Source organism: Leptospira ryugenii (assembly GCF_003114855.1).
GTDB classification, from domain to species: Bacteria; Spirochaetota; Leptospiria; order Leptospirales; family Leptospiraceae; genus Leptospira_A; species Leptospira_A ryugenii.
The window spans coordinates 269,692-292,227 of the sequence record NZ_BFBB01000002.1; the positions used below are offsets into that span (position 1 = coordinate 269,692).

The following is a 22,536-nucleotide window of genomic DNA, read 5'->3' on the forward strand; positions in this document are numbered from 1 at the left end:
ATTTTTTCCAATTTCAGGAAACAAACTCATTTTCCATTGACCAAACAGGCCTATAAAAAATAGTGTAAAAAACCTAGCCCTGCTTAGAGGCCCGTGCTTAGCGTGGGAGAGGAAGAAATGCCCTCTTAGCTCAGCGGTAGAGCACTTCCATGGTAAGGAAGGGGTCACCAGTTCAAGCCTGGTAGAGGGCTTGCTTAGGGCTGTAGTTTAATGGTAGAACTAGGATCTCCAAAGTCCTTGGTGGGAGTTCGATTCTCTCCAGCCCTGCCAGGACTACAATAGAAATTACCAAGTTTGAGTAGAAATTAGGACATCGAATGAAGGCGACAAGTTTTATACAAGAGTGCAAAGCTGAACTCGAAAAGGTTCATTGGCCTACCCGTCAAGAGGTGGTCAGTTCTACTATGGTTGTCCTTGTAACGGTAGTTATTTTTTCTGTTTTTCTTTCCGTATCCGACTTTCTTTTTTTGAAGTTGCTCAAATGGTTTTGGGCTTTGGGTGCGTAAGAGATAGGTCCAAACAAAATGAGCGATTCTACTGAAAAAAAATGGTATGTCCTTCAGACCTATTCGGGTCATGAGAATAAGGTCAAGACCAACATTGAAAAAATGGTTCAGCAACAAAAACTAGAGGAGCAGGTCTTCTCCGTTAAGATTCCATCCATGGAAGTTGCTGAAATGAAAAACGGTAAGAAAAAAGTTACCAAGAAGAAGCTCATGCCTGGTTACGTATTGGTAGAAATGAATATGAGCGATGAGCTCCGATTCAAAATCCAAAACCTCCCTTCTGTATCTACATTTGTAGGGGCACAAGGAAAAGGACCAGAGCCACTCTCACTCGATGAGATCAAAAACCTATTCTCTGACGTAGGGGATGTGGAATCAGAAGAAGTTTCTAGGCCGAGATTCCTCTTTAAAGTAGGGGAAACATTGAAGATTATTGATGGTCCGTTTGCGAATTTTAGCGGTTTAGTAGACGAGATTTTCCCCGATAAGGGTCGTTTGCGGGTACGAGTCGAAATTTTCGGTCGTTCCACACCTGTTGAGTTAGATTATCTCCAGGTAAAATCAGAACAGTAATAGATCGAATTGAGATAAAGGATTTTTAATTTATGGCTGCAAAGAAAGTAGTTAAACAGATCAAACTCCAAGTGGAAGCAGGGAAGGCAAATCCGGCTCCTCCTGTTGGTCCTGCCTTAGGACAAGCGGGTTTGAACATTATGGAATTCTGTAAACAGTTCAATGAAAGGACCAAAACACAGATCGGGATGAAACTCCCTGTTGTGATCACCGTTTACTCGGACAGAAGTTTTACATTCATTACCAAGTCACCTCCAGCGGCGCTTCTCGTACTCAAGGCCTTGGGCATAACTTCTGGTTCGGCAACGCCTCACGTAACAAAGGTTGGTACGATCAAAAGATCCCAACTAGAAGAAATCGCAAAGACAAAAATGGAAGACCTAAATGCGAACGACCTCGATGCAGCGGTGAAGATCATCGCTGGTACTTGTCGCTCTATGGGTGTGAACGTAGAATTATAATAAGGTAGCCTGGAATCACGTATGAAACGCGGAAAAAAATACATCCAACTAAAAGAGAAAGTGGATCGCACAAAGGCCTATCCTTTGGCGGAAGCAGTCGGTTTAGCCAAAGCAACTTCTTATACGAAATTTGACGGCACTTTGGAGATTTCGACAAAAATCAATTATAAGTCCTTACAAAACGTGAGGGGCACAATTTCTCTCCCACACGGAACAGGAAAGACAATCAAGGTTTTAGTGTTTTGCAAAGGGGATAAACAAAACGAAGCAAAAGCTGCAGGCGCAGACTTTGTGGGTGATATGGATCTCATTGAAAAAGTTGCTGGTGGATGGACTGATTTTGATGCCTGTGTGGCAACTCCTGATATGATGAAAGAAGTGGGTAAACTTGGACCCGTCCTTGGAAGAAAAGGACTCATGCCAAAACCAAAGGCCGGCACTGTCACTACAGACGTTTCCAAAGCTGTGAAAGAACTCAAGGCTGGTCGGATCGAATACAGACCTGACAAAGGTGGAGTTGTACATTTGGGTGTGGGCAAGGTTTCCTTTTCTGATGACAAATTACAAGAAAACATCAACGCTGTCGTAGCTGCTTTGATGAAAGACAAACCTTCCGATGCAAAAGGCGAGTACCTTCGTTCCTTTGCTATCTCCGCTACAATGGGAGTTGGCGTGAAGGTTGACGTAAAAGAATTAGTGAACGCAAATATTTAATAGGTAAACCATGGCGAACGCAAGTAAGATAGAAGCAGTAGCAGAATTAAAGGCAAAGTTAGAAGCGAAACCTAATTTTATTTTGGCCTCTTACAGTGGTTTGACGGTAGAAGATATCACAAACCTACGTGCAAAACTTCGTAAAGAAGGTTCTAGTTTGAAAGTGATCAAAAACAATCTGTTTTTGAGAGCTTTGAAAGAGTCCAACGAACACAAAGACAAAAGTATTGATTTCGGTGATGCATACAAGGGTCCTTTGGCAGCAATCTTTTCTGATGAAGGATTACCGGCTGTAGCAAAAGTATGCAAAGACTTCGCCAAAGACAAAAAAGAGTTAGATGTAAAGTCTGGCTTTTTTGATGGCCAAGTATTAGACAAAAAAGGGGTAGAGTCCATTGCAGGCCTACCAAGCAAACAAGAGTTACTTGCACAAGTGGCTCGTGGCATAAACGCACCAAGCACACAAATCGCCTCCGGTATCAACCAGGTGATCGCAAGCTTGGCTCGCGGAATTAAAGCCATCGGTGAGAAAAACGGATAAATTAAACTAGAAATATTAGTTATTAGAGTAAGGAGAATATAGATGTCAGTTGATGCGCTATTAGAACAAATTGGTAATCTAACACTCGTTCAGGCTTCTGAACTTGTGAAAAAGATGGAAGACAAATTCGGGATTTCTGCAGCTGCACCAGTGGCTGTTGCGGCAGTAGCAGCAGGTGGTGGCGGAGCAGCTGCCAGCGAAGAACCAGCTACTTTCAATGTAATCTTGAAAGCACATGGGGACAAAAAGATCGACGTAATCAAATTGGTTCGTGAGATCACAGGTCTCGGTTTAGCAGATGCTAAAACTCTTGTTGAGGCTGGCGGTAAGTCAGTGAAAGACGGAGTTTCGAAAGACGAAGCTGCTGATATCAAGAAAAAACTCGAAGGTGCTGGGGCTCAAGTAGAAGTTGCTGCTGCCGGTTAATCACCAGCTCGCAGGATTTTTATCCCCTATCTTTTCAATCATAGAGGCAGGGAGGCCGAAGGCGTCCCCACCTCTATTTGTTATTTATACGATCATTCATCATTTGTTTTATCTAGGGAGAGTGTCTCATGAATACCCGGATGCAATCTAGAAAGCGGGTAAATTTCGGTAAAATTACCGACCTCAATTTACTTCCTAACCTCATCTATGTGCAAAAAAAGTCGTTCGATTGGTTCTTACAAGCGGATGTAAAAGATCCGACCAAACGAGCTAACCAAGGTCTGGAAGCTGTGTTCCGCGAGTCCTTTCCCATCGAAAGCCCGAACAACGACATGGTCATGGAATATGGCCATTATCTTTTGGGTGAGCCGAAACGAAACCCACAAGAATGTAAGGACACTGATTCTTCCTTTGCTGTTCCCTTGAAGGCTGTGATCCGCCTAATCATTAAAGATACGGGTGAGATTCGCGAGCAGGTCGTTTATATGGGAGACCTTCCCATTATGACTGACCATGGTACTTTTGTGATCAATGGCGCCGAACGTGTAGTTGTAAGCCAGTTACACAGATCACCAGGTATTTTCTTCTCTTATGACCAAATCAGAGATACCTTTTCTGCCCGTGTCATTCCTTACCGAGGATCTTGGTTAGAGTTTGAAATGGACAATAAAGGGATCCTTGTTGCCAAGATCGACCGTAAGAAAAAGTTCCCAGCTACTCTTCTAGTTAAATCAATGGGCATGGGTACAAATGAAGAAGTACTTCGTTTGTTCTATGGCTCAACTCGAATGAAAATTGCTGGTGCAGGTCCAAAGGAGTTAAAAAGACTCATTGGCCGAAGAACCATAGCAGATATCATTAACATGGAAACCGGCGAAGTTATGTTAGATGCTGGTTCCAAGATCAATGAGGACAATATATCCATTCTCCGTGAAATGAAGGTAAAGGAAGTGGATGTGATCGAATTTCCGAAAGGAAAAGACAACCCTGTACTCATCAATTGTTTGGAAAAAGATGGGGTAAACGATTACGAAGACGCAATCAAAAAGTTCCATACCATCATGCGCCCAGGTGAGCCTTCCACTATCGAAAATGCGGAAGCTGAACTTAAGAGATTGTTCTTTTCTCCAAAAACATTTGATTTAGGTGTCGTTGGTCGCTATAAGATCAATAGCAAATTTGAATTCAATAATCCAAAGGATTTCAATAAGGCAGATGAGCGTGTTCTTCGTAAGGAAGACATCATTGAAACCGTTCGCTACCTTGTGATGTTGATGTCTGAGGCTGAAAACTATTACCCAGATGATATTGACCACTTGGGCAATAGAAGGATTCGTTCTGTAGGTGAACTCGTCGCCAACCAATTAAAACTTGGATTCTCTAGAGTGGAACGTGTCATCAAAGAAAGGATGACAGTACAAGAGCCAGAACAGCAAACGCCTCAACTTTTGATTTCCATAAAACCGATCACGGCAGTGATCAATGAGTTTTTTGGAAGTTCTCAATTGTCGCAGTTTATGGACCAAACCAACCCGCTCGCGGAACTTACCCACAAGCGTAGGTTAAATGCACTTGGTCCAGGGGGACTTTCCCGTGACCGTGCTGGTATGGAAGTCCGGGACGTACACTATTCGCATTATGGAAGGATGTGTCCGATTGAGACACCAGAAGGACCAAACATTGGTTTGATTCTCTCCATGTCTAGTTTTGCTAGGGTAAATGACTTTGGTTTCTTGGAAACTCCTTACCGAGTTGTAAAGAGTGGAAAGGCAACGAAACAAGTAGAATATCTAACCGCTGACAAGGAAGAATACCACTATATGGCGCAAGCTTCCTCGGCTGTGGATGATAGAGGAGAATTTCAATCCAAACTCCTATCCACAAGACACAGAGGTGACTTCCCGTTTAGAAGCCCAAGCGAAATCCAGTACATGGATCTCACTCCCTTGCAGGTTGTATCGGTTTCAACTGCTCTCATTCCCTTTCTAGAACATGATGACGCGAACCGCGCACTCATGGGTTCGAACATGCAGAGACAGGCTGTACCTTTGCTCACCGACGAAGCTCCTTTTGTAGGAACAGGTATGGAAGCGCGCGCTGCATATGATGCCGGTGTTTGCATCGTTGCCAAAAAAGATGGAGTTGTCACGAAGGTAGATGCTTCCGGCATCTGGGTAAAAGAGGATGCTTCAAAAGAAGTAGTCCATTACCCGCTCATCAAGTTCAAAAAGACAAACCAAGGCACTTGCTTCAACCAAAAGCCAAATGTAGGAATGTTGCATTCCTATTCAGCAGGAAAGGTAAGCAAAGTTTCCAAAGAAAAAATAGAAATTACCAAACCGGACGGGGATAAAGAGATCCACGAATTGATTGCCTCTGATGAGGTGCAATTTGTCCCGCTCGTAAAAGAAGGGCAAGAAATCCCATTAGGGTATGGCATTGCTGGACAGTTAGTAAAAGGTGAAAAGATCGGTGATTTTGGAGCGATTCTCCAAAAAGGAACTGTTCTTGCAAATGGACCTTCGACTGATTCTGGTTATCTTGCCCTAGGCAAAAACGTCCTCGTTGCATTTATGCCTTGGGAAGGATACAACTTTGAAGATGCGATTTTGATCTCAGAAAGGATCATCAAAGAGGATGTATTCTCTTCAATTCACATCGAAGAATTTGAAATCCAAGCAAGAGAAACAAAACTCGGCCAGGAACAAATCACAAGAGACATACCGAATCTCTCTGACAAAGCTTTCCGTGATTTAGACGAAACAGGAGTGATCCGCATTGGAGCGGAAGTAAAACCAGGTGATATCCTGGTTGGTATGGTAACTCCGAAAGGAGAGACAGACCTGACTCCTGAATATAAACTCTTACATTCGATCTTTGGTGAAAAAGCCAAAGAGGTAAGGGATTCTTCCCTCAGAATGCCAAATGGCTTTGAGGGTACTGTCATCGATATCAAACGATTCTCAAGAGAATCTGGTGATGAATTGGCAGCCGGTGTCGAAGAGATGGTCAAGGTATATGTTGCCCGTAAGAGAAAGCTTCTTGTCGGAGATAAAATGGCAGGACGGCACGGAAACAAGGGTGTTGTCGCAAGGATCATGGCCCAAGAAGATATGCCTTATATGGAAGATGGAACACCATTGGATATCGTACTCAACCCATTAGGCGTTCCTTCTCGTATGAACTTAGGCCAGATATTTGAAACCCAGTTAGGTTTTGCCGCTAAAAAATTAGGATTAAACTTTGAGACACCAGTGTTTGATGGTGCCAGCGAAGACGATGTCCAAGATTTCTGCAAACAAGCAGGCCTTCCGGGAAACAGTAAGTTTAAACTCTACGACGGTAGAACAGGCGAGAGTTTTATAAACCCAGTTTTCTGTGGCTATATCTATATGCTTAAATTGGCGCACTTGGTGGACGATAAAATCCACGCTAGGTCAACTGGTCCTTACTCACTTGTCACCCAGCAGCCGCTTGGTGGAAAGGCGCAATTTGGTGGGCAAAGACTTGGAGAGATGGAAGTTTGGGCTCTGGAAGCTTACGGTGCTTCTCATACTCTGCAAGAATTACTCACCATCAAGTCAGATGACATGTTAGGTCGTGCTCGTATCTACGAGGCTATCGTAAAAGGAATTCACTCGATCAAACCAGGTATCCCAGAATCCTTCAACGTTCTTGTTCAAGAATTGCGAGGTTTGGCTCTGGATATCATCATCAAAGACTCTGAAGGAATGGAAGTGGATATTTCAGATTACGAAGATGAATTCTCAAAAAACAAAAAGAAAATCAAATTTGAGACCATCGAAAACGCGTAAAGGAATCGGTTATGAGAAATTACAACAGCTTTGAATCAATTACAATCCGATTAGCTTCACCAGAACGTATCAAAGAATGGTCGTTTGGTGAGGTCAAAAAACCGGAAACTATCAACTATCGTACTCTCAAACCAGAGCGAGATGGTCTCTTTTGTGAAAAAATCTTTGGAACCACTAAGGATTGGGAATGTTACTGCGGTAAATTTAAGTCCATACGTTACAAAGGTGTGGTTTGCGACAAATGTGGTGTAGAAGTGACACACTCAAAGGTAAGAAGAGAGAGAATGGGGCACATTGAACTTGCTGCTCCAGTATCTCATATCTGGTACTACAGATCTGTACCTTCCAGAATGGGGCTTCTCCTCGACATGACTATCAACCAGTTGAAGAGTGTATTGTACTTTGAAAAGTATGTAATCATAGAACCAGCTGATTCTGGAAGGAACAGAGGTGAGTTAATTGATGAGGATGAATACCACAATTACTTAGATGAATTTGGTGATAAATTTATCGCGGGAATTGGTGGAGATGCCATCAAAGAATTGTTAGCTCGTATCGATGTGGATGCTGAGGCCCGCGCCATCAGACAAAAAATCCAAGACCGAACAAAGATCTCCGACAAACGAATTTTTAAACGATTAGAAGTATTGGAAGCCTTCCGTGATTCTGGCAACCGCCCAGAGTGGATGGTTTTAGATGTAGTTCCGGTGATCCCACCAGAACTACGACCGATGGTCCAATTGGAAGGTGGTCGTTTTGCAACTTCTGACCTAAACGACTTATATAGACGGGTCATCAACCGAAACAATCGATTGAAACGACTTTTGGCATTAAAAGCGCCTGAAATCATTGTCAGGAACGAAAAACGTATGTTACAAGAAGCAGTCGATGCTCTCTTTGATAACAGCAGACGTAAACGCACTGTAAAAGGAAAAGGAAATCGCCCTTTAAAATCGATTTCTGATATGCTAAAAGGAAAACAGGGACGATTCCGTCAAAACCTCCTCGGAAAGAGGGTGGATTACTCAGGTCGTTCTGTGATCGTAGTTGGTCCTGAGCTCAAATACCACCAGATGGGCCTACCTAAAAAGATGGCTCTCGAGCTTTTTAAGCCTTTCATCATGAAACGTTTAGTTGATTTGGAATTAGCGCCTAATATCAAATCTGCGAAGAAAAAGATCGAGGCGGAGGATAAAGAAGTTTTTGATGTTCTTGATACCGTCGTAAGAGAACATCCCGTACTCCTAAACCGAGCCCCTACATTGCACCGACTTGGAATTCAAGCATTCTTACCTATTCTCGTTGAAGGAAAAGCGATTAAGTTACACCCACTGGTTTGCCACGCATTCAATGCGGACTTCGACGGTGACCAAATGGCGATTCACTTACCGCTTTCTCCAAAGGCGCAGTTGGAAACATGGATGCTTATGCTTTCTCCGCATAACATATTAAACCCTGCGAATGGACAGCCAATCTGTGGGCCAACACAGGATATCGTTTTGGGGATATATTACTTAACCTCAGAAGTAAAAGACGGAAAAGGCCAAGGTAAATTTTTCACAGGTCTTGAAGAGATCATGTATGCGATTGAAAGCAAAACAGTTGAAATCAGAGCAAAGATCTCCGTCTTGCATGAAGGTAAAATCATAGAGACCACACCTGGTCGGTTGATCTTCAATCAGGTTATGCCAAAAGGCTATGTATACGTAAACAGAACTCTTGGTGACAAGGAAACAAACAGAATCATTGCCGATGTGTATGAAAAGTTTGGGGCCGGTGCCACTGTTGTTATGATCGATGAGATCAAACGTCTTGGCTACAAATACGCAACCTACTTTGCGCCAACCATTTCCATCGAAGACATTCGAGTCTCTCCTCAAAAGGAAACTCTAGTAACCGATGCGAATAAAGAAGTAGAGAAAGCCGACATGGAATACCGTAAAGGTATCATCACCAACGAAGAACGTTACAAAAAGGTAATCGAAATTTGGACAAAGACCAATGACCGTATTACTGACGGTATGTTCAAAGAGTTGGAAAAAGACCAAGGTGGATTTAATCCAGTATTCGTAATGGCAGCTTCCGGTGCTCGCGGTTCTAAACAGCAGATCCGTCAGCTTGCTGGAATGCGGGGTTTGATGGCAAAACCAAGTGGTGAGATCATCGAGCTTGCGATTCGATCCAACTTCCGCGAGGGATTGGGAGTATTGGAATTTTTTATCTCTACACATGGTGCGCGAAAAGGTCTTGCCGACACAGCTTTGAAAACTGCAGATGCTGGTTATTTAACACGTCGTTTGGTGGATATATCCCAAGACGTGATCGTAAGTGAAGACGATTGTGGCACAAAAGAATACATTACTTTAGGAATGGTTAAAGAAGGGGAAAACGTAATCGTTTCGCTTTCAGATCGTATCTTTGGAAGGTATACTGCGGAAGACTTAATCGACCCAGTGACAGAAAAAGTGGTCTTCCCGAAAGATACTATGATCACCCGTTCCATCGGACAACAAATTGAAAACTTAGGTTATGATAAGGTAAAGGTTCGTTCACCTCTAACTTGTCGTTCTCGCCAAGGTATCTGTACAAAATGTTACGGGATGGACATGGCTAGGCTTGTTCCTGCTGAGATTGGGGAAGCCGTGGGAACCATTGCAGCCCAATCCATTGGCCAACCTGGAACGCAGCTTACTATGAGAACCTTCCACATCGGTGGTGCCGCCTCTGCAACCATCCAAGAAAAGGAGCACAAACTCCCATACCGGTCCTTAGTAAAATCGGTAAATGGACGAATAGTTACAAATTCGAATGGAGCAAAGGTATTTACTCGTAGAGGAACTATCATAGTCCGACGTTTGGTGCAAGAATTCCAAACTGGAAATCTCTCAAATGTGCGCGTTGTAGATGGACAAAGACTAGAAAAAGGTGAAGTGTTTGGAACTCAGCTCACAGAGAATGGGGAACAAATGGTCACTGCTGACCAGTCAGGAACTATCTCACTCCAAGGCACCTTATTGCGAATCTTAGGTGATGATTTTGTCATCCCAGTGAAAGTGGGAACCGTTTTAAAGTGTGCGGAAAATGACATTGTGGAAGAAAACAAAGCATTAGCAGAGTTTGACCCATACAACGAAGTCGTTATTTCGGAGATTGAAGGAACTGTAGTTTGGGAAGATTTAGAAGTAGGTAAAAACGTCCGAAGGGACGTAGACCCAAAAACATCCAACATCATCTTAAAAGTTGTGGAGCAGAAAAAAGACCGTTTGGTGCCTACACTTACAGTCCAAGGTGCAAGCAATGAAAGTTATTCGGTGCCAGTGGATGCTCTTCTCCAATTCCAGTCCGGCGACAAAGTAAAAGAAGGAGATATCCTCTTTAAGATCCCATCTGTTGCTGAGAAAACTCGAGATATTACTGGTGGTTTACCTCGAGTCGATGAGTTGTTTGAAGCAAGAAGGCCGAAAGATGCCTGTACGCTTGCTGAAATCGATGGAAGGATTGAGGATAGAGGTGAAATCGTAAAAGAGAAGCGTATCCTTTACATCATGCCTGACTCTCCAGACCAAGAAAAAGTTAAAGTTGCGATTCCAATTGGAAAGCAATTACGAGTACGCCATGGAGACTTCGTAAAAGTTGGTGATCAGATTGATGAAGGGAATTTTGATCCGCATGATATCTTAACCATTAAAGGTGCAAATGCACTCCACAACTATATGGTTTCTGAGGTGCAAGAAGTCTACCGCTTACAAGGTGTTCATATCAATGATAAACACATTGAAGTTGTAGTTCGCCAAATGTTAAGAAAGGTGATCATCACAGATAGTGGGGATACTTCTTTTGTGAACCAACAACAAGTGGATCGTTATGTATTCAATGAGGAAAATGACCGAGTGATTGCCGAAGGTGGTAGTCCAGCGCAAGCCCAACCAATTTTATTAGGCCTAACAAAAGCTTCCTTGAATACAGAGTCGTATTTCTCCGCGGCTTCTTTCCAAGAGACAACCAAAGTTTTAACAGACGCGGCAATCAAAGGAAAGACCGACCAATTGGCAGGATTAAAAGAAAACGTGATCATCGGTCACATGATCCCTGCCGGCACAGGGATGAAGAAATACCGAGACATTGAAGTTTTCAAAGACCTTCCTGGTGATTTGGATTGGGATTTGGAAGATGAAGACGAAGCGGAAGAAGAAATGGTAGAAATTCCAGAATCGACTCCTGTTTCGACAGCAACCCTCACAAGACGTATCGAAGAAGACGATGAGGATGAGGACGAATTGGAAGAAGAATCTGATTCGGATGAGGAAGATGAGGACGACGAGGATTAAACCTCGTCTCCAATTTAGCTTTTCGTTTACAAAAGACAGGCTTCTGGAATTTTGGACGAAAACGCCATAATATTTTAGAGAATAGTGTAAGAAGGAATCTAATGCCTACAATCAATCAGCTCATCCGAAATGGAAGAGACGCACAAAAAAAGAGAACAAAATCTCCCGCTTTGAAGGCTTGTCCGCAAAGAAGGGGTGTGTGCACACGTGTAATGACCTTTACTCCCAAAAAACCGAACTCAGCTCTCCGGAAGGTGGCAAGGGTGCGACTGACAACTGGAATCGAGGTGACTGCCTATATTCCGGGAGAGGGTCACAATTTACAAGAGCACAACGTTGTGCTCATCCGTGGTGGTAGGGTGAAAGACTTACCAGGGGTTCGATATCACATTGTACGGGGAACTCTAGATACACTTGGAGTGGACAAACGTAGAAAAGGCCGTTCGAAATACGGCGCTAAGAGACCTAAGGCTTAATCGGGAGAAGTAGAATGTCTAGAAGAAGAGGAAAAGTAGACCCAAGACCTATCATAGGTGATGCGAAATACAATGATAAAGTGATTTCCAAATTCATCAATTGTTTGATGGTAGATGGAAAGAAAAGTGTCGCCGAATCTGTGTTCTACGATGCTCTAGAGGTTGTAGGCAAAAAAACTGGCCAAGACCCATATACTGTGTTCCAAGAAGCCCTCGAGAACGTAAAACCACAGGTAGAAGTCAAGTCACGGAGAGTAGGTGGGGTCACTTACCAAGTTCCTGTTGAAGTGAGACCAGAACGTCGCTTAGCCTTAGGGATTCGTTGGTTGATTCGCTATAGCCGAGATAGAAATGAGAAGTCTATGAAAAACAAACTTGCAGCGGAGTTTATCGAAGCCCAAAAAGGAACTGGCTCTGCAATCAAGAAGAAAGAAGACATCCGAAAGATGGCAGACGCAAACAAGGCCTTCTCTCATTACCGCTGGTAAACAGCATTTACAAGCAAAGCTGAATCGAAAGCCGAGATTCGTCTCGGCTTTTTTATTGCCATGAAATACCTCTCTGTTGGAATTTTTGCCCATATTGACTCTGGAAAGACGACTCTCACGGAACAGTTGTTATATAAAACAGGAAAAATTTCAGCAGTAGGGTCGATTGAAGATGGTACAACCGAATCGGATTCACTTTTAGAGGAGATCAAAAGGGGGATTTCAATCCGATCTACCTTTTACACAATTCCTTGGACTTTCCAAAACGAAACAGTCCATATTCAAATCATAGATACCCCTGGACATATAGATTTTCGTAAGCAAGTTACCGATATCCTCCCGGCTATGGATTTAGCATTGGTCCTTCTGGAAGCAGGAACGCCCGTGCAATCCCAGGCGAGGCTCATGATCGAAGAATGCAGATCATTAAGGACTCCTATTTTATTTTTCTTAAATAAAATAGATAAGACCCAAGATTACTTAGATAACCTAATCGATTTGGAAGCTATTTTAGAAAAACCTCCTGTGCAGCTATTTGCAATGGAAGGCTCTGATTGGAAAGGCATAGAATCCTTTCCGCGGAATGCTAAGATTTGGACCGAAGAAAGAGGGGAAGAATTTTGTGCCTGGTCTGATGAAACCCTTGTACAGTATTGGGAGGAAACAACCAACAAAAAGGATTTTTCTACAGAGGCTCTTTTCACAGGTCTTTCAGAAAGCCTCCTTTTCCCACTTCTCGCTGGTTCCGCAAAACATGCTATTGGAGTAGATGACCTTCTTGATTTTATCGTTAGCTTTGCATTACACAAAAAAAACAGAAACAAAGACCATGGACAATATGTACTCTTTCGTAGAACGGATGTGAAACGGGGGAGATTCTCCGTAGTGCAAACGAAATCGGCCCTACAGATTCCTTTCCAAATCCAAAACAATAAAACCTGGATTCAAAATGTTTTTACTTACCAGGAGGATGATTGGATTCCGCTTGTAAGCTTAGAGCCTTCCCAATTGTACATCCTACCTGCTCAGCCTAATCTGATGGCTATCCCTGGGGACTTTTTGCAAGGGGAAACCCAGGTAGTAGAAAATGCGAAACTTGAGCGATGGCAGGGACAAGTACAGAGCCCTTTCTCTCTGACCCTGGAAGTAGAGTCCAGCTTGGACCAAGATTTTTGGCTAGAGAAGATACAGGATCTTTGCTGGGAGGATCCGAGTTACCAATTCCACGTCGACCCTGAACTAGGAACTTGGCACTTGAGTGGGCGAGGCGAATTGCACCTAGAGGTCGCCGTGAAGAGGCTCCAAGAAAATGTCCAAAAAAAATTAACAACTGGCAGTATAAAAATTGCGCGATTTGAGCGGTTTCGAAAACTGTCCCATAAGGTTGCACTAGAGCATCGAGCCTTCGAAGACTCAAAGTCTAGCGGTTCGCTCGTAGCATTCCTGGAAGATACTGCCGATTTTTCAAAGCAAATTGCCTTTGAGGTAAGTCTTCCGGAAGAAGTTAAAAACTCGATTGAGACATCTTTTTGGGAAACGTGTTCGCATGGTTTCCATGGGTTTGAGGTTCTGGGGATTCGTATGCGGGTCATCCAGTGGTCTGCACCCGCAAGGGGAGAAGAGTTTCTTCCCTCTCTGCTAAAGGTTGCAGTCCATATCGGACTCAAAGATGCCTTCAAAGAGAACACATATCTGATTGGGCCTCAGATGGATCTAGAGATTCATCTGGATGCAAGTCAGGTGGGTGTAGTTCTTTCAGAATTAAACCGCCGTTCTGCGAAGGTTCATTCCATCGAGGAAGAACGAGCGGGTAAGAGCCATTTAAAAGCCACAGCATCGGCAGAAAACATGCTTGGCTTTTCAGGGGCTCTTAGAAACATGACCAAAGGGATTGGCATTTCTTGGGAAAGGACTGCTTTTACCTCAGAAATTTATGCAGTTCTAAAGGAGTAAAGAACCCACATCGGGTCAGAGACCACGATTGAGGAGTAGATTCTAACAATGGCTAAAGAAAAATTTGACCGTTCAAAACCACACTTAAACATCGGAACAATTGGTCACGTTGACCACGGTAAAACAACGCTTACTGCTGCTATCACTACTACACTTGCGAAGCTCGTTGGTGGTAAGAACAAAGCTGTTGCGTATGACCAGATTGATAACGCACCTGAAGAGAAGGCTCGTGGGATCACTATTGCAACTTCTCACCAAGAATATGAAACTCCTAATCGCCACTATGCGCACGTTGATTGCCCAGGGCACGCTGACTATGTAAAGAACATGATCACTGGTGCGGCTCAGATGGATGCGGCGATTCTCGTTGTATCTGCTACTGATGGTGCTATGCCTCAAACCAAAGAACACATCCTTCTTGCAAGACAGGTGGGTGTTCCTTATATCGTTGTGTATCTTAACAAAGCAGATATGTTAGCTGCTGATGAAAGAGATGACATGATTGAAATGGTAAAAGAGGAAATCAAAGACCTACTCAATAAATACAATTTCCCTGGTGATAAGACTCCTTTCATCCATGGATCTGCATTAAAAGCTCTTGAGGGAGAAGATTCCGACCTAGGAATGAAATCCATCCTTAAGCTTATGGAGGCAGTTGATACCTATGTTCCAAACCCACAAAGGATTGTTGATAAGCCTTTCTTGATGCCAGTTGAAGATGTTTTCTCTATCACTGGTCGAGGAACAGTGGCAACAGGCCGTGTTGAACAAGGTGTTCTCAAAATCAATGATGAAGTTGAAATCGTGGGTATCCGCGATACATCCAAGACAGTTGTTACTGGTATAGAAATGTTCCGTAAGTTGTTAGACCAAGCGGAAGCTGGGGACAATATCGGTGCACTTCTTCGTGGAACCAAAAAAGAGGACATCGAAAGAGGACAGGTTCTTGCAAAACCAGGAACTATCACTCCTCACAGAAAGTTCAAGGCTGAGGTTTACGTTCTTACGAAAGATGAGGGTGGTCGTCACACTCCTTTCTTCAATAACTACCGACCACAGTTCTACTTCAGAACAACCGACATCACCGGAGTTTGTAACTTACCGGGCGGTATGGAAATGGTTATGCCAGGCGACAACGTGACTATGAGTATCGAGCTCATCCACCCAATCGCGATGGACCAAGGTCTTAAGTTTGCAATCCGGGAAGGTGGAAGAACCATCGGTTCTGGTGTCGTAGCGGAGATCATTGAGTAAGTCAATGGCAGGCCAAAGAATTCGCGTTAAGTTAAAAGCTTTCGATCATAGGTTGATAGACCAATCAACCTATGAGATCGTAGCTACAGCGAAGCGGACGGGGGCGACAGTCTCCGGTCCGATCCCGCTTCCTACAAAAAAGGAAATCTACACCGTTTTACGTTCGCCTCACGTTAATAAGAAAGCACGTGAGCAGTTTGAAATGAGAACTCATAAGAGACTCATAGATATTTTAAATACAAATGAAGATACCGTAGAGGCTTTGATGAAGCTTCAACTCCCAGCAGGGGTTTCGGTAGACATTAAATCCTAAGGGATAGGATCCATGGCAAAAGGTTTAATCGGCGAAAAATTGGGCATGGCCCATATATTTAATGAGGACGGCAAGATGGTTACAGTTACTATCCTGCGCGTAGGTCCTTGTTTTGTTTCACAGGTAAAAACGACAGGTAAAGACGGATATGATTCTATCCAATTAGCCTTCGAGGAAACCAAGGAAACTAAATTGTCAAAAGCGGCTCTTGGCCACCTAAAAAAGGCAAATCTGACCGCAAAGCAACACTTAGCCGAATTTAAAGGTTTTGAAGCCTTGGAACCAGGTGCTGAATTGAAGCTTTCAGACGTGTTCGCATTGAATGACGTTGTGAAGGTAAGCGGAACCTCAAAAGGGAAGGGCACCCAGGGTGTTGTAAAGCGTCATGGTTTCGCTGGTGGGCCGGATGCACATGGTTCCAGATTCCAAAGGCACCCGGGTTCAATAGGATCAAATACAACTCCAGGCCGTGTCTTTAAAGGCCTAAAGATGGGCGGAAGGACTGGAAATGAAAAGAGTACAGTTCGCAACCTGAAGGTAGTTAAGATTGATGCAGATAGCAATTTGGTTTTTGTATCAGGTCCAGTTCCTGGTAGAGACAGATCGATCGTAACCATCGAAAAAATTGGTAATTAGGATTATTTATGAAAGCGCGTAAGTATAACAAAGAGGGAGTTTTTCAATCCGAGATTGAATTGCCAGCCCACTTATTTGGAACAGGTGTTTCGTTGGGTGCGATTTACGATGCGATAAAAGCAGAGAACGCAAACCTTAGACAAGGAACCCATTCCACTAAAGACCGATCCGAGGTGAGTGGTGGTGGAAAGAAACCTTGGGCGCAAAAAGGTACAGGTCGAGCACGTCAAGGCTCTATCAGAGCCCCACATTTCGTTGGTGGTGGTATCATTCACGGACCAAAGCCTCGTGACTATAGCTCTAACCTTTCTCGTTCCGTAAAGAAGAAGGCAGTGCAGTCCATCCTCAACAAGAAGGCAGAAGAAAATCGCATATTGATCATTGAAGATGTAGAGCCAAGCGCTTATTCAACCAAAGCCCTCTTCAGTATTTTCAAAAAAATGGAAATCGCAGACAAGGGAAACATAGGACTCGTTGTTGCAGGTGAGAACCAATTCTTGAAGCGATCTGCAAGAAACATTGAGAACCTAAAGTTCGTAAATTCAAAACGAATGGTTTGCAGAGACATACTTTATAACAACAATTTGGTGATATCCGAAAGTGCGCTGAAGGAATTGATCACCCAATACGGAAAGCAGGGCTAATCCAGTGAACCTACAAAACGTAATACTATCTCCGGTTGTCACAGAAAAATCTCAGGATCTACAGTCCATTGGAGAGCGTTTGGGAAAAAGAACCGTAAAATACACATTTCGTGTTCACCCGGATGCAAATAAAACTCTAGTGAAGCAGGCCCTGAAGCAAATGTACAACGTTGTTCCTTCTTCAGTGAACATTTCTGTTTTCAGAGGGAAGATGAAACGGTTTAGAAATATGCCATCGCAGAGACCTCATTACAAGAAGGCAATTGTAACATTCGCAGATGGCGCGAATTTAGATTTTGCTAAGGTTTAATCATGGGAATCAGAAAACTCAAACCAACCACACAAAGTTCTCGTTACTACTCAGTATTAGATTTCAAAGAAGTAACGGAAACAAGTCCATACAAGCCTTTAACTCGAAATGTAAACTACAAAGCGGGTAGAAGCAATGATGGGCGGATCGCGGTGCGCCGGAAGGGTGGAAGAAACAAAAGAAAGTTCCGCCTTATTGACTTTAAACGAAATAAAGTAGGGATTCCTGCTACTGTTAAAACCATTGAGTATGACCCAAATCGTTCCGCTTTCATCGCACTTGTTTGTTATGCTGATGGTGAATATAGATACATTTTAGCTCCAGATGGTTTGAAAGTTGGAGATAAGGTCGTATCTGGTCCGGATGCAGAGATCAAATTAGGCAATACCTTGCCTTTGGATAAAATCCCAGCAGGGACTAATGTTCACAACATTGAATTACACTTAGGTAAAGGTGGACAAATTGCACGCACTGCTGGATCTTTTGCGGTCATTGCTGCAAAAGATGGTGATTATGTTAGCTTAAAACTGCCTTCCTCTGAAGTAAGGAAGATAAGAAAAGAATGTTCAGCTACCATTGGTGAGCTTTCCAATAAAGACCATAACCTTGTCATTATTGGAAAAGCAGGTAGAAACCGATGGTTAGGAAAGCGCCCTAAAGTAAGGGGTGTGGTAATGAACCCAGTTGACCACCCACTCGGTGGTGGAGAGGGAAGGACTTCTGGAGGTAGGCATCCAGTGACTCCTTGGGGTAAGCCAACGAAAGGTTGGAAGACTCGTAAGACCAAACCTTCCGATCGGTTCATAGTTCAAAGACGTAAGAAAAATAGAAATAGGTAGGATCTCATAAACCATGGCTAGAAGTTTAAAGAAAGGTCCCTTTATCGACGACCACCTCATGAAAAAAATCACCAAGCTAAATGCCGAAGGTAAAAAGAACCCCTTCAAATCTTGGTCAAGAAGAAGCACAATCTATCCTGATATGATCGGACATACCGTCATGATTCACAATGGAAAGTCATTCGTTCCTGTTTACATCAACGAAAATATGATTGGGCATAAATTAGGTGAATTTGCTCCCACACGAACCTTCAAAGGTCACGGTGGTGACAAGAAAGTGGCTAAGAAATAGGAAAGAAGAATGGAAGCAAAAGCGGTTGCAAAACACGTTCGAATTTCAGCTAGGAAAGCAAGGTTAGTTGCTGATGAAATTCGTGGTTATGACTATAAAGAAGCTATCGATATCCTACGCTTTACGAACAAAGCTGCAAGTCCGATGTTGATAAACCTACTCAATTCGGCTGTAGCGAATGCGATCCAGATGAATGAGTCACTGGATCCGGCGAATTTGTATGTTAAGAAGATTTATGTCGATGATGGACCTATTATGAAAAGGTATCGTCCCCGTGCGAGAGGTAGAGCTTCCCGTATTCGAAAAAGACTAAGCCACATAACAGTGGTAGTATCTGAGACAGAGAAAAAGGCAAAGTAATATATGGGTCAAAAAGTCAATCCAATCGGTCTTCGCATTGGGATCACAAGAAATTGGGATTCCATCTGGTTTTCTAAGCAAGATTACATCAAAAACCTTCACGAGGATATTAAGATTCGCCGGTTTTTGCAAAAGAAATTCAAGAATGCTTCAGTTGTAAAGGTAGTGATTGAGCGTTTCCCAGAAAAGATCAACATCAACTTGCATACTGCGAAACCTGGTATGGTGATTGGCCAGAAAGGCCAAAACATCGAGGCAGTCAAACAAGAGCTAAAGTCCATGGCTGAAAAGCCTATTGGGATGAACATCATAGAAGTGAAAAAACCAGAGATCATTGCGCAAGCTATTGCGGAGACAGTGGCTTTGCAAATTGAACAAAGGATGCCATTCCGACGCGTAATGAAGGCTGAGCTCAGAAGAGCAATGCGCGGCGGGGTTGAAGGTGTAAAGATTCAGATCTCCGGGCGATTGAATGGAGCCGATATGGCTAGAACTGAGAAGTACATGGAAGGTCGCGTGCCTCTCCATACACTTCGTGCAAAGATAGATTTTGGATTTAAAGAAGCTCTCACAACCTTTGGCCAGATAGGTGTAAAGGTTTGGACCTATACAGGTGATTATTTCCCAACGAAAGAAGAGTCGGAAGAAGATAAGTACGCCGTGAAGCGAAGAACGAGTTAATAACGAGTAAAGAGAAAGATTCATGTTAGCACCTAAGCGAGTTAAATTTAGAAAGCGCCAAAGAGGACGCCTCAAAGGAAAAGATGAGAGAGGCTCCTACGTTGCGTTCGGTGAGTACGGTCTGAAAGCCGTCAGTTCTGGCCGAATCACTGCAAGGCAAATTGAGGCAGCCAGGATTACCATCAACCGCCAAGTCAAGCGAGGTGGGAAGTTATGGATTCGTATATTTCCTCACCTTCCCATCACTAAGAAGCCCGCTGAAACTAGGATGGGTAAGGGAAAGGGTAACCCTGAGTTCTGGATTGCTGAAATCCGCCCAGGAAGGGTTTTATTTGAGATGGCGGGGATTGATGAGGAAACAGCAAAGAAAGCTCTGCACCTAGCAGCTTTTAAGCTACCGGTTGAGACTGCCTTTGTTAAGAGGAATATTCTATGAAAGACAATTTTACTTCCCTGTCTGTAGAAGAACTGAAGAAAGAGATACAATCCTCATCGGAAGAAGTGCGTAAGGCACGCTTTCAGTATGGAGTTACACGTTCTCTAGAGAATCCAAAACAAATCAGAAATCATAAGAAGAGAATTGCGCAGGCCTTAACTGCTATTCGTGAAAAGGAATTAGTAGCTGAGGGAAAACTCAAAAAAATTGCTCCGAAAGTTGGGAAGCCAATTCCAGAAGCAAAACCTGCTAAGGGTAAGAAAAAGTAAGATATGGAAGATAAGAACGCAAAAAAGTCGCTTACCATCCAAGGTGTTGTCGTCAGTGATTCTATGGATAAAACCGTAGTCATCGAAGTGATCACAAGAAAGGTGCATCCTAGATTTAAAAAGATCATGACAAAGACCTCTAGAGTAAAGGTACACGATGAGAAGAATGAGTGTCAGGTAGGCGACCGTATCGTTGCAGTCGAAACTCGACCTCTGAGTAAACAAAAGCACCATAAGTTATTAAAGGTGCTAGAGAAGGCTAAACTAGTATGATTCAACAAGAAACTATTTTGCAAGTTGCCGACAACTCGGGTGTGAAAAAAGTCATGTGCGTCAAAGTGTTAGGTGGCTCAAAAAAGAGATACGCAACACTTGGCGACGAGATAATTGTAGCCGTTAAGGATGCGCAACCTGCTTACGGCTTACGAGATGGTCAGGGAAAGAAAGTTCACAACAAAGCAGTTCAAAGAGCGGTTGTCGTGCGAACCAAAAAGGAAGTGAGACGACCTGACGGAACGTATATTCGCTTTGATGACAATGCAGTTGCAATCATCGATGATAAAGGAAATCCCAAAGGCACAAGGATCTTTGGACCAGTCGCAAGAGAGCTTCGTGACAAGAAGTATATGAAGATCATTTCTCTTGCACCGGAGGTTTTATAATGGCGACAAAATTACCTTACAGAGGTTCTGAGCCAGTTAAATTCAAAAAAACCAAAATCAAAAAAGACGATGAGGTTTTGGTCATTGCGGGCAAAGAGAAAGGAAAAAAGGGCAAAGTATTGGCGATTGATAAGCGTCGTGATCGTGTTTACATTGAAGGTGTAAACAAAAGACGAAGATACGTCCGCCCGACACAAGAGAACCCACAAGGTGGTTCGATTGAGATCGAATTCCCGATTCATATCTCTAATGTTATGTTTCATGATGCAAAGGCAGAAAACAAGGCGAAACCAAAGAAGAAAATTAAAGGTGTACGCTTAGGGTTTCTGAAGAAAGATGGAAAATCAGCACGGGTCACAAGACCTGAAGGGAAAGAGATTTAATCATGGTACCTAGGCTTAAAGAAAAATACGAAAAAGTCATTCGTCCCAACCTTCAGAAAGAGCTCGGTTTTAAGAGCGTAATGAGAGTTCCGAAATTAGAAAAAATCGTGATCAACGTCGGAATGGGCGAAGCACATACAAATCCAAAGGCTATGGAAGCTTGTTTGGAAGAGATAGGGCAGATCACAGGCCAGAAGCCAGTGAAAACTTTTGCTAAAAAGTCCATTGCGGGTTTTAAAGTGAGAGAAGGTATGGTGCTCGGCTGTAAGGTTACGCTTCGTGGCCATTACATGTATGAATTTTTGGATCGTTTCATCAACATCGCCCTCCCAAGGGTAAGGGACTTTCGAGGCGTAAGCCCAAAAGGTTTTGATGGGCGTGGGAATTACAACCTTTCCGTAAAGGAACAAATCATTTTTCCTGAGATCCACTTCGACAAGATCAATACGATCTATGGTATCAACATCACCTTTGTCACGAACACTGAAAATGACAAAGAAGCATACGAATTATTTCAAGCCTTCGGCATGCCTTATCGCACAGCCGGAGCAAAATAGGAGAGACATATGGCGAAAAAATCAATGATGGAGCGCCACGCGAAGAAACAAAAATTCAAGGTGAGAGAGTACAATCGCTGTCCACTTTGCGGTAGATCGCGTGCCTATTTGCGAAGATTCGATATGTGTCGTTTATGCTTCCGCGACTTAGCGAGCAAAGCGCAGATCCCTGGCGTTAAAAAATCCTCTTGGTAGAGTTTGGGAAAGGTTACAAAGAATGAGTCTTTCAGATCCAATAGCAGATATGTTAACAAGAATCCGTAACGCGCAGCAGGCGAAGCATGAGTCCTGCGTGATTCCGGGAAGCAAAATAAAGAAGTCTATCCTAGAGCTTTTAAAAGAGGAAGGTTTCGTTGAAGACATCCAAACCGTAAAAAACGGAAGTTTTGATGATTTTCAAGTAAAACTGAAGTATGATGAGAACAAACGTCCTGTGATCAGAATGATAGAACGTGTTTCGACTCCTGGTAGAAGGGTCTACATCCAATCTTCGGAAATACGTCCTTTCCGAAATAATATAGGAACTATGATCCTTTCTACTTCGAAGGGAGTGATGACAGGAAAAAGAGCAAGAAAACTCAAGGTAGGAGGTGAAGTTCTTTGTAAGGTATTCTAACCG

At 43.3% G+C, this 22,536-nt stretch carries 27 protein-coding genes, 2 tRNA genes and 1 pseudogene; all 30 read left to right on the plus strand.

The annotated features are described in order from the left end of the window. Positions 1-119 precede the first annotated feature (119 nt). Positions 120-191, plus strand: a tRNA-Thr gene (locus DI060_RS01910). A 5-nt stretch (positions 192-196) separates the two neighbouring features. Beyond that, a tRNA-Trp gene (locus tag DI060_RS01915) sits at positions 197-270 on the plus strand. Positions 271-317: 47 nt separating this feature from the next. Beyond that, positions 318-506, plus strand: coding sequence for a preprotein translocase subunit SecE (secE, locus tag DI060_RS01920; RefSeq protein WP_108973139.1), 189 nt, complete (start codon positions 318-320; stop codon positions 504-506). Between the two features lie 18 nt (positions 507-524). Continuing rightward, complete coding sequence (gene nusG / locus DI060_RS01925; RefSeq protein ID WP_108973141.1) at positions 525-1,079, plus strand: transcription termination/antitermination protein NusG; 555 nt, start codon at positions 525-527, stop codon at positions 1,077-1,079. A gap of 32 nt (positions 1,080-1,111) precedes the next feature. Continuing rightward, positions 1,112-1,540, plus strand: a complete 429-nt coding sequence (rplK, locus tag DI060_RS01930; RefSeq protein ID WP_108973143.1) for a 50S ribosomal protein L11 — start codon at positions 1,112-1,114, stop codon at positions 1,538-1,540. Between the two features lie 21 nt (positions 1,541-1,561). Continuing rightward, positions 1,562-2,254, plus strand: coding sequence for a 50S ribosomal protein L1 (rplA, locus tag DI060_RS01935; protein ID WP_108973145.1), 693 nt, complete (start codon positions 1,562-1,564; stop codon positions 2,252-2,254). Between the two features lie 10 nt (positions 2,255-2,264). Further along, entirely contained in the window at positions 2,265-2,795 is a 531-nt protein-coding gene (gene rplJ, locus DI060_RS01940) for a 50S ribosomal protein L10 (RefSeq protein ID WP_108973147.1), read from the plus strand. A gap of 42 nt (positions 2,796-2,837) precedes the next feature. Next, entirely contained in the window at positions 2,838-3,221 is a 384-nt protein-coding gene (rplL, locus tag DI060_RS01945) for a 50S ribosomal protein L7/L12 (RefSeq protein WP_108973149.1), read from the plus strand. Between the two features lie 128 nt (positions 3,222-3,349). Next, a complete protein-coding gene (rpoB, locus tag DI060_RS01950) occupies positions 3,350-7,036 on the plus strand; it encodes a DNA-directed RNA polymerase subunit beta (RefSeq protein ID WP_108973151.1) in 3,687 nt (1,228 codons plus the stop codon). Between the two features lie 11 nt (positions 7,037-7,047). Beyond that, positions 7,048-11,364, plus strand: coding sequence for a DNA-directed RNA polymerase subunit beta' (rpoC, locus tag DI060_RS01955; protein WP_108973153.1), 4,317 nt, complete (start codon positions 7,048-7,050; stop codon positions 11,362-11,364). A 101-nt stretch (positions 11,365-11,465) separates the two neighbouring features. Then, complete coding sequence (gene rpsL / locus DI060_RS01960; RefSeq protein ID WP_108973156.1) at positions 11,466-11,840, plus strand: 30S ribosomal protein S12; 375 nt, start codon at positions 11,466-11,468, stop codon at positions 11,838-11,840. A gap of 14 nt (positions 11,841-11,854) precedes the next feature. Next, positions 11,855-12,328 carry a 30S ribosomal protein S7 gene (gene rpsG / locus DI060_RS01965; RefSeq protein ID WP_108973158.1) on the plus strand — a complete coding sequence of 158 codons (474 nt, stop codon included), beginning with the start codon at positions 11,855-11,857 and terminating at the stop codon, positions 12,326-12,328. A 60-nt stretch (positions 12,329-12,388) separates the two neighbouring features. Continuing rightward, positions 12,389-14,281, plus strand: a complete 1,893-nt coding sequence (locus DI060_RS01970; protein ID WP_108973160.1) for a GTP-binding protein — start codon at positions 12,389-12,391, stop codon at positions 14,279-14,281. 48 nt (positions 14,282-14,329) lie between these two features. Continuing rightward, positions 14,330-15,535 carry an elongation factor Tu gene (gene tuf / locus DI060_RS01975; protein ID WP_108973163.1) on the plus strand — a complete coding sequence of 402 codons (1,206 nt, stop codon included), beginning with the start codon at positions 14,330-14,332 and terminating at the stop codon, positions 15,533-15,535. Between the two features lie 4 nt (positions 15,536-15,539). After that, positions 15,540-15,848 carry a 30S ribosomal protein S10 gene (rpsJ, locus tag DI060_RS01980; RefSeq protein WP_108973166.1) on the plus strand — a complete coding sequence of 103 codons (309 nt, stop codon included), beginning with the start codon at positions 15,540-15,542 and terminating at the stop codon, positions 15,846-15,848. A gap of 12 nt (positions 15,849-15,860) precedes the next feature. Continuing rightward, positions 15,861-16,484, plus strand: coding sequence for a 50S ribosomal protein L3 (rplC, locus tag DI060_RS01985; protein ID WP_108973168.1), 624 nt, complete (start codon positions 15,861-15,863; stop codon positions 16,482-16,484). A gap of 8 nt (positions 16,485-16,492) precedes the next feature. Beyond that, positions 16,493-17,128, plus strand: a complete 636-nt coding sequence (gene rplD / locus DI060_RS01990) for a 50S ribosomal protein L4 (RefSeq protein ID WP_108973171.1) — start codon at positions 16,493-16,495, stop codon at positions 17,126-17,128. Between the two features lie 4 nt (positions 17,129-17,132). Further along, complete coding sequence (locus DI060_RS01995; protein WP_108973173.1) at positions 17,133-17,438, plus strand: 50S ribosomal protein L23; 306 nt, start codon at positions 17,133-17,135, stop codon at positions 17,436-17,438. A gap of 2 nt (positions 17,439-17,440) precedes the next feature. Continuing rightward, positions 17,441-18,277: a 50S ribosomal protein L2 gene (rplB, locus tag DI060_RS02000; protein ID WP_108973175.1), complete on the plus strand. Its 837-nt coding sequence runs from the start codon at positions 17,441-17,443 to the stop codon at positions 18,275-18,277. Between the two features lie 13 nt (positions 18,278-18,290). After that, on the plus strand, positions 18,291-18,569 hold the full coding sequence (gene rpsS / locus DI060_RS02005; protein WP_108973177.1) for a 30S ribosomal protein S19: 279 nt from the start codon (positions 18,291-18,293) through the stop codon (positions 18,567-18,569). Positions 18,570-18,578: 9 nt separating this feature from the next. Next, positions 18,579-18,929: a 50S ribosomal protein L22 gene (gene rplV, locus DI060_RS02010; RefSeq protein ID WP_108973179.1), complete on the plus strand. Its 351-nt coding sequence runs from the start codon at positions 18,579-18,581 to the stop codon at positions 18,927-18,929. A 3-nt stretch (positions 18,930-18,932) separates the two neighbouring features. Beyond that, a complete protein-coding gene (gene rpsC, locus DI060_RS02015) occupies positions 18,933-19,610 on the plus strand; it encodes a 30S ribosomal protein S3 (RefSeq protein WP_108973181.1) in 678 nt (225 codons plus the stop codon). Positions 19,611-19,632: 22 nt separating this feature from the next. After that, a complete protein-coding gene (gene rplP / locus DI060_RS02020; RefSeq protein WP_108973183.1) occupies positions 19,633-20,046 on the plus strand; it encodes a 50S ribosomal protein L16 in 414 nt (137 codons plus the stop codon). 68 nt (positions 20,047-20,114) lie between these two features. Further along, positions 20,115-20,234 (plus strand): annotated as a pseudogene (rpmC, locus tag DI060_RS19360) (50S ribosomal protein L29); the annotation flags it as partial. An 84-nt stretch (positions 20,235-20,318) separates the two neighbouring features. Continuing rightward, positions 20,319-20,588 carry a 30S ribosomal protein S17 gene (gene rpsQ, locus DI060_RS02030; protein WP_108973187.1) on the plus strand — a complete coding sequence of 90 codons (270 nt, stop codon included), beginning with the start codon at positions 20,319-20,321 and terminating at the stop codon, positions 20,586-20,588. Further along, positions 20,585-20,977 (plus strand): 50S ribosomal protein L14, encoded by a 393-nt coding sequence (rplN, locus tag DI060_RS02035; RefSeq protein WP_108973189.1) that lies wholly within the window; start codon positions 20,585-20,587, stop codon positions 20,975-20,977. The genes rpsQ and rplN overlap by 4 nt, the downstream gene beginning before the upstream one ends. Beyond that, on the plus strand, positions 20,977-21,360 hold the full coding sequence (rplX, locus tag DI060_RS02040) for a 50S ribosomal protein L24 (RefSeq protein WP_108973191.1): 384 nt from the start codon (positions 20,977-20,979) through the stop codon (positions 21,358-21,360). Before rplN ends, rplX begins: the two co-directional genes overlap by 1 nt. Positions 21,361-21,362: 2 nt before the next feature. Next, on the plus strand, positions 21,363-21,917 hold the full coding sequence (rplE, locus tag DI060_RS02045) for a 50S ribosomal protein L5 (RefSeq protein WP_108973193.1): 555 nt from the start codon (positions 21,363-21,365) through the stop codon (positions 21,915-21,917). Between the two features lie 9 nt (positions 21,918-21,926). Next, on the plus strand, positions 21,927-22,112 hold the full coding sequence (locus DI060_RS02050; RefSeq protein WP_108973195.1) for a type Z 30S ribosomal protein S14: 186 nt from the start codon (positions 21,927-21,929) through the stop codon (positions 22,110-22,112). Between the two features lie 22 nt (positions 22,113-22,134). Next, positions 22,135-22,533 (plus strand): 30S ribosomal protein S8, encoded by a 399-nt coding sequence (gene rpsH, locus DI060_RS02055; RefSeq protein WP_108973197.1) that lies wholly within the window; start codon positions 22,135-22,137, stop codon positions 22,531-22,533. Positions 22,534-22,536: the final 3 nt, after the last annotated feature.

What these genes read in the sequence shown, in the direction of transcription:
- secE (WP_108973139.1), top strand. Translation starts at nt 318, where the DNA reads ATGAAGGCGACAAGTTTTATACAAGAGTGCAAAGCTGAACTCGAAAAG.
- nusG (WP_108973141.1), top strand. Translation starts at nt 525, where the DNA reads ATGAGCGATTCTACTGAAAAAAAATGGTATGTCCTTCAGACCTATTCG.
- rplK (WP_108973143.1), top strand. Translation starts at nt 1,112, where the DNA reads ATGGCTGCAAAGAAAGTAGTTAAACAGATCAAACTCCAAGTGGAAGCA.
- rplA (WP_108973145.1), top strand. Translation starts at nt 1,562, where the DNA reads ATGAAACGCGGAAAAAAATACATCCAACTAAAAGAGAAAGTGGATCGC.
- rplJ (WP_108973147.1), top strand. Translation starts at nt 2,265, where the DNA reads ATGGCGAACGCAAGTAAGATAGAAGCAGTAGCAGAATTAAAGGCAAAG.
- rplL (WP_108973149.1), top strand. Translation starts at nt 2,838, where the DNA reads ATGTCAGTTGATGCGCTATTAGAACAAATTGGTAATCTAACACTCGTT.
- rpoB (WP_108973151.1), top strand. Translation starts at nt 3,350, where the DNA reads ATGAATACCCGGATGCAATCTAGAAAGCGGGTAAATTTCGGTAAAATT.
- rpoC (WP_108973153.1), top strand. Translation starts at nt 7,048, where the DNA reads ATGAGAAATTACAACAGCTTTGAATCAATTACAATCCGATTAGCTTCA.
- rpsL (WP_108973156.1), top strand. Translation starts at nt 11,466, where the DNA reads ATGCCTACAATCAATCAGCTCATCCGAAATGGAAGAGACGCACAAAAA.
- rpsG (WP_108973158.1), top strand. Translation starts at nt 11,855, where the DNA reads ATGTCTAGAAGAAGAGGAAAAGTAGACCCAAGACCTATCATAGGTGAT.
- DI060_RS01970 (WP_108973160.1), top strand. Translation starts at nt 12,389, where the DNA reads ATGAAATACCTCTCTGTTGGAATTTTTGCCCATATTGACTCTGGAAAG.
- tuf (WP_108973163.1), top strand. Translation starts at nt 14,330, where the DNA reads ATGGCTAAAGAAAAATTTGACCGTTCAAAACCACACTTAAACATCGGA.
- rpsJ (WP_108973166.1), top strand. Translation starts at nt 15,540, where the DNA reads ATGGCAGGCCAAAGAATTCGCGTTAAGTTAAAAGCTTTCGATCATAGG.
- rplC (WP_108973168.1), top strand. Translation starts at nt 15,861, where the DNA reads ATGGCAAAAGGTTTAATCGGCGAAAAATTGGGCATGGCCCATATATTT.
- rplD (WP_108973171.1), top strand. Translation starts at nt 16,493, where the DNA reads ATGAAAGCGCGTAAGTATAACAAAGAGGGAGTTTTTCAATCCGAGATT.
- rplB (WP_108973175.1), top strand. Translation starts at nt 17,441, where the DNA reads ATGGGAATCAGAAAACTCAAACCAACCACACAAAGTTCTCGTTACTAC.
- rpsS (WP_108973177.1), top strand. Translation starts at nt 18,291, where the DNA reads ATGGCTAGAAGTTTAAAGAAAGGTCCCTTTATCGACGACCACCTCATG.
- rplV (WP_108973179.1), top strand. Translation starts at nt 18,579, where the DNA reads ATGGAAGCAAAAGCGGTTGCAAAACACGTTCGAATTTCAGCTAGGAAA.
- rpsC (WP_108973181.1), top strand. Translation starts at nt 18,933, where the DNA reads ATGGGTCAAAAAGTCAATCCAATCGGTCTTCGCATTGGGATCACAAGA.
- rplP (WP_108973183.1), top strand. Translation starts at nt 19,633, where the DNA reads ATGTTAGCACCTAAGCGAGTTAAATTTAGAAAGCGCCAAAGAGGACGC.
- rpsQ (WP_108973187.1), top strand. Translation starts at nt 20,319, where the DNA reads ATGGAAGATAAGAACGCAAAAAAGTCGCTTACCATCCAAGGTGTTGTC.
- rplN (WP_108973189.1), top strand. Translation starts at nt 20,585, where the DNA reads ATGATTCAACAAGAAACTATTTTGCAAGTTGCCGACAACTCGGGTGTG.
- rplX (WP_108973191.1), top strand. Translation starts at nt 20,977, where the DNA reads ATGGCGACAAAATTACCTTACAGAGGTTCTGAGCCAGTTAAATTCAAA.
- rplE (WP_108973193.1), top strand. Translation starts at nt 21,363, where the DNA reads ATGGTACCTAGGCTTAAAGAAAAATACGAAAAAGTCATTCGTCCCAAC.
- DI060_RS02050 (WP_108973195.1), top strand. Translation starts at nt 21,927, where the DNA reads ATGGCGAAAAAATCAATGATGGAGCGCCACGCGAAGAAACAAAAATTC.
- rpsH (WP_108973197.1), top strand. Translation starts at nt 22,135, where the DNA reads ATGAGTCTTTCAGATCCAATAGCAGATATGTTAACAAGAATCCGTAAC.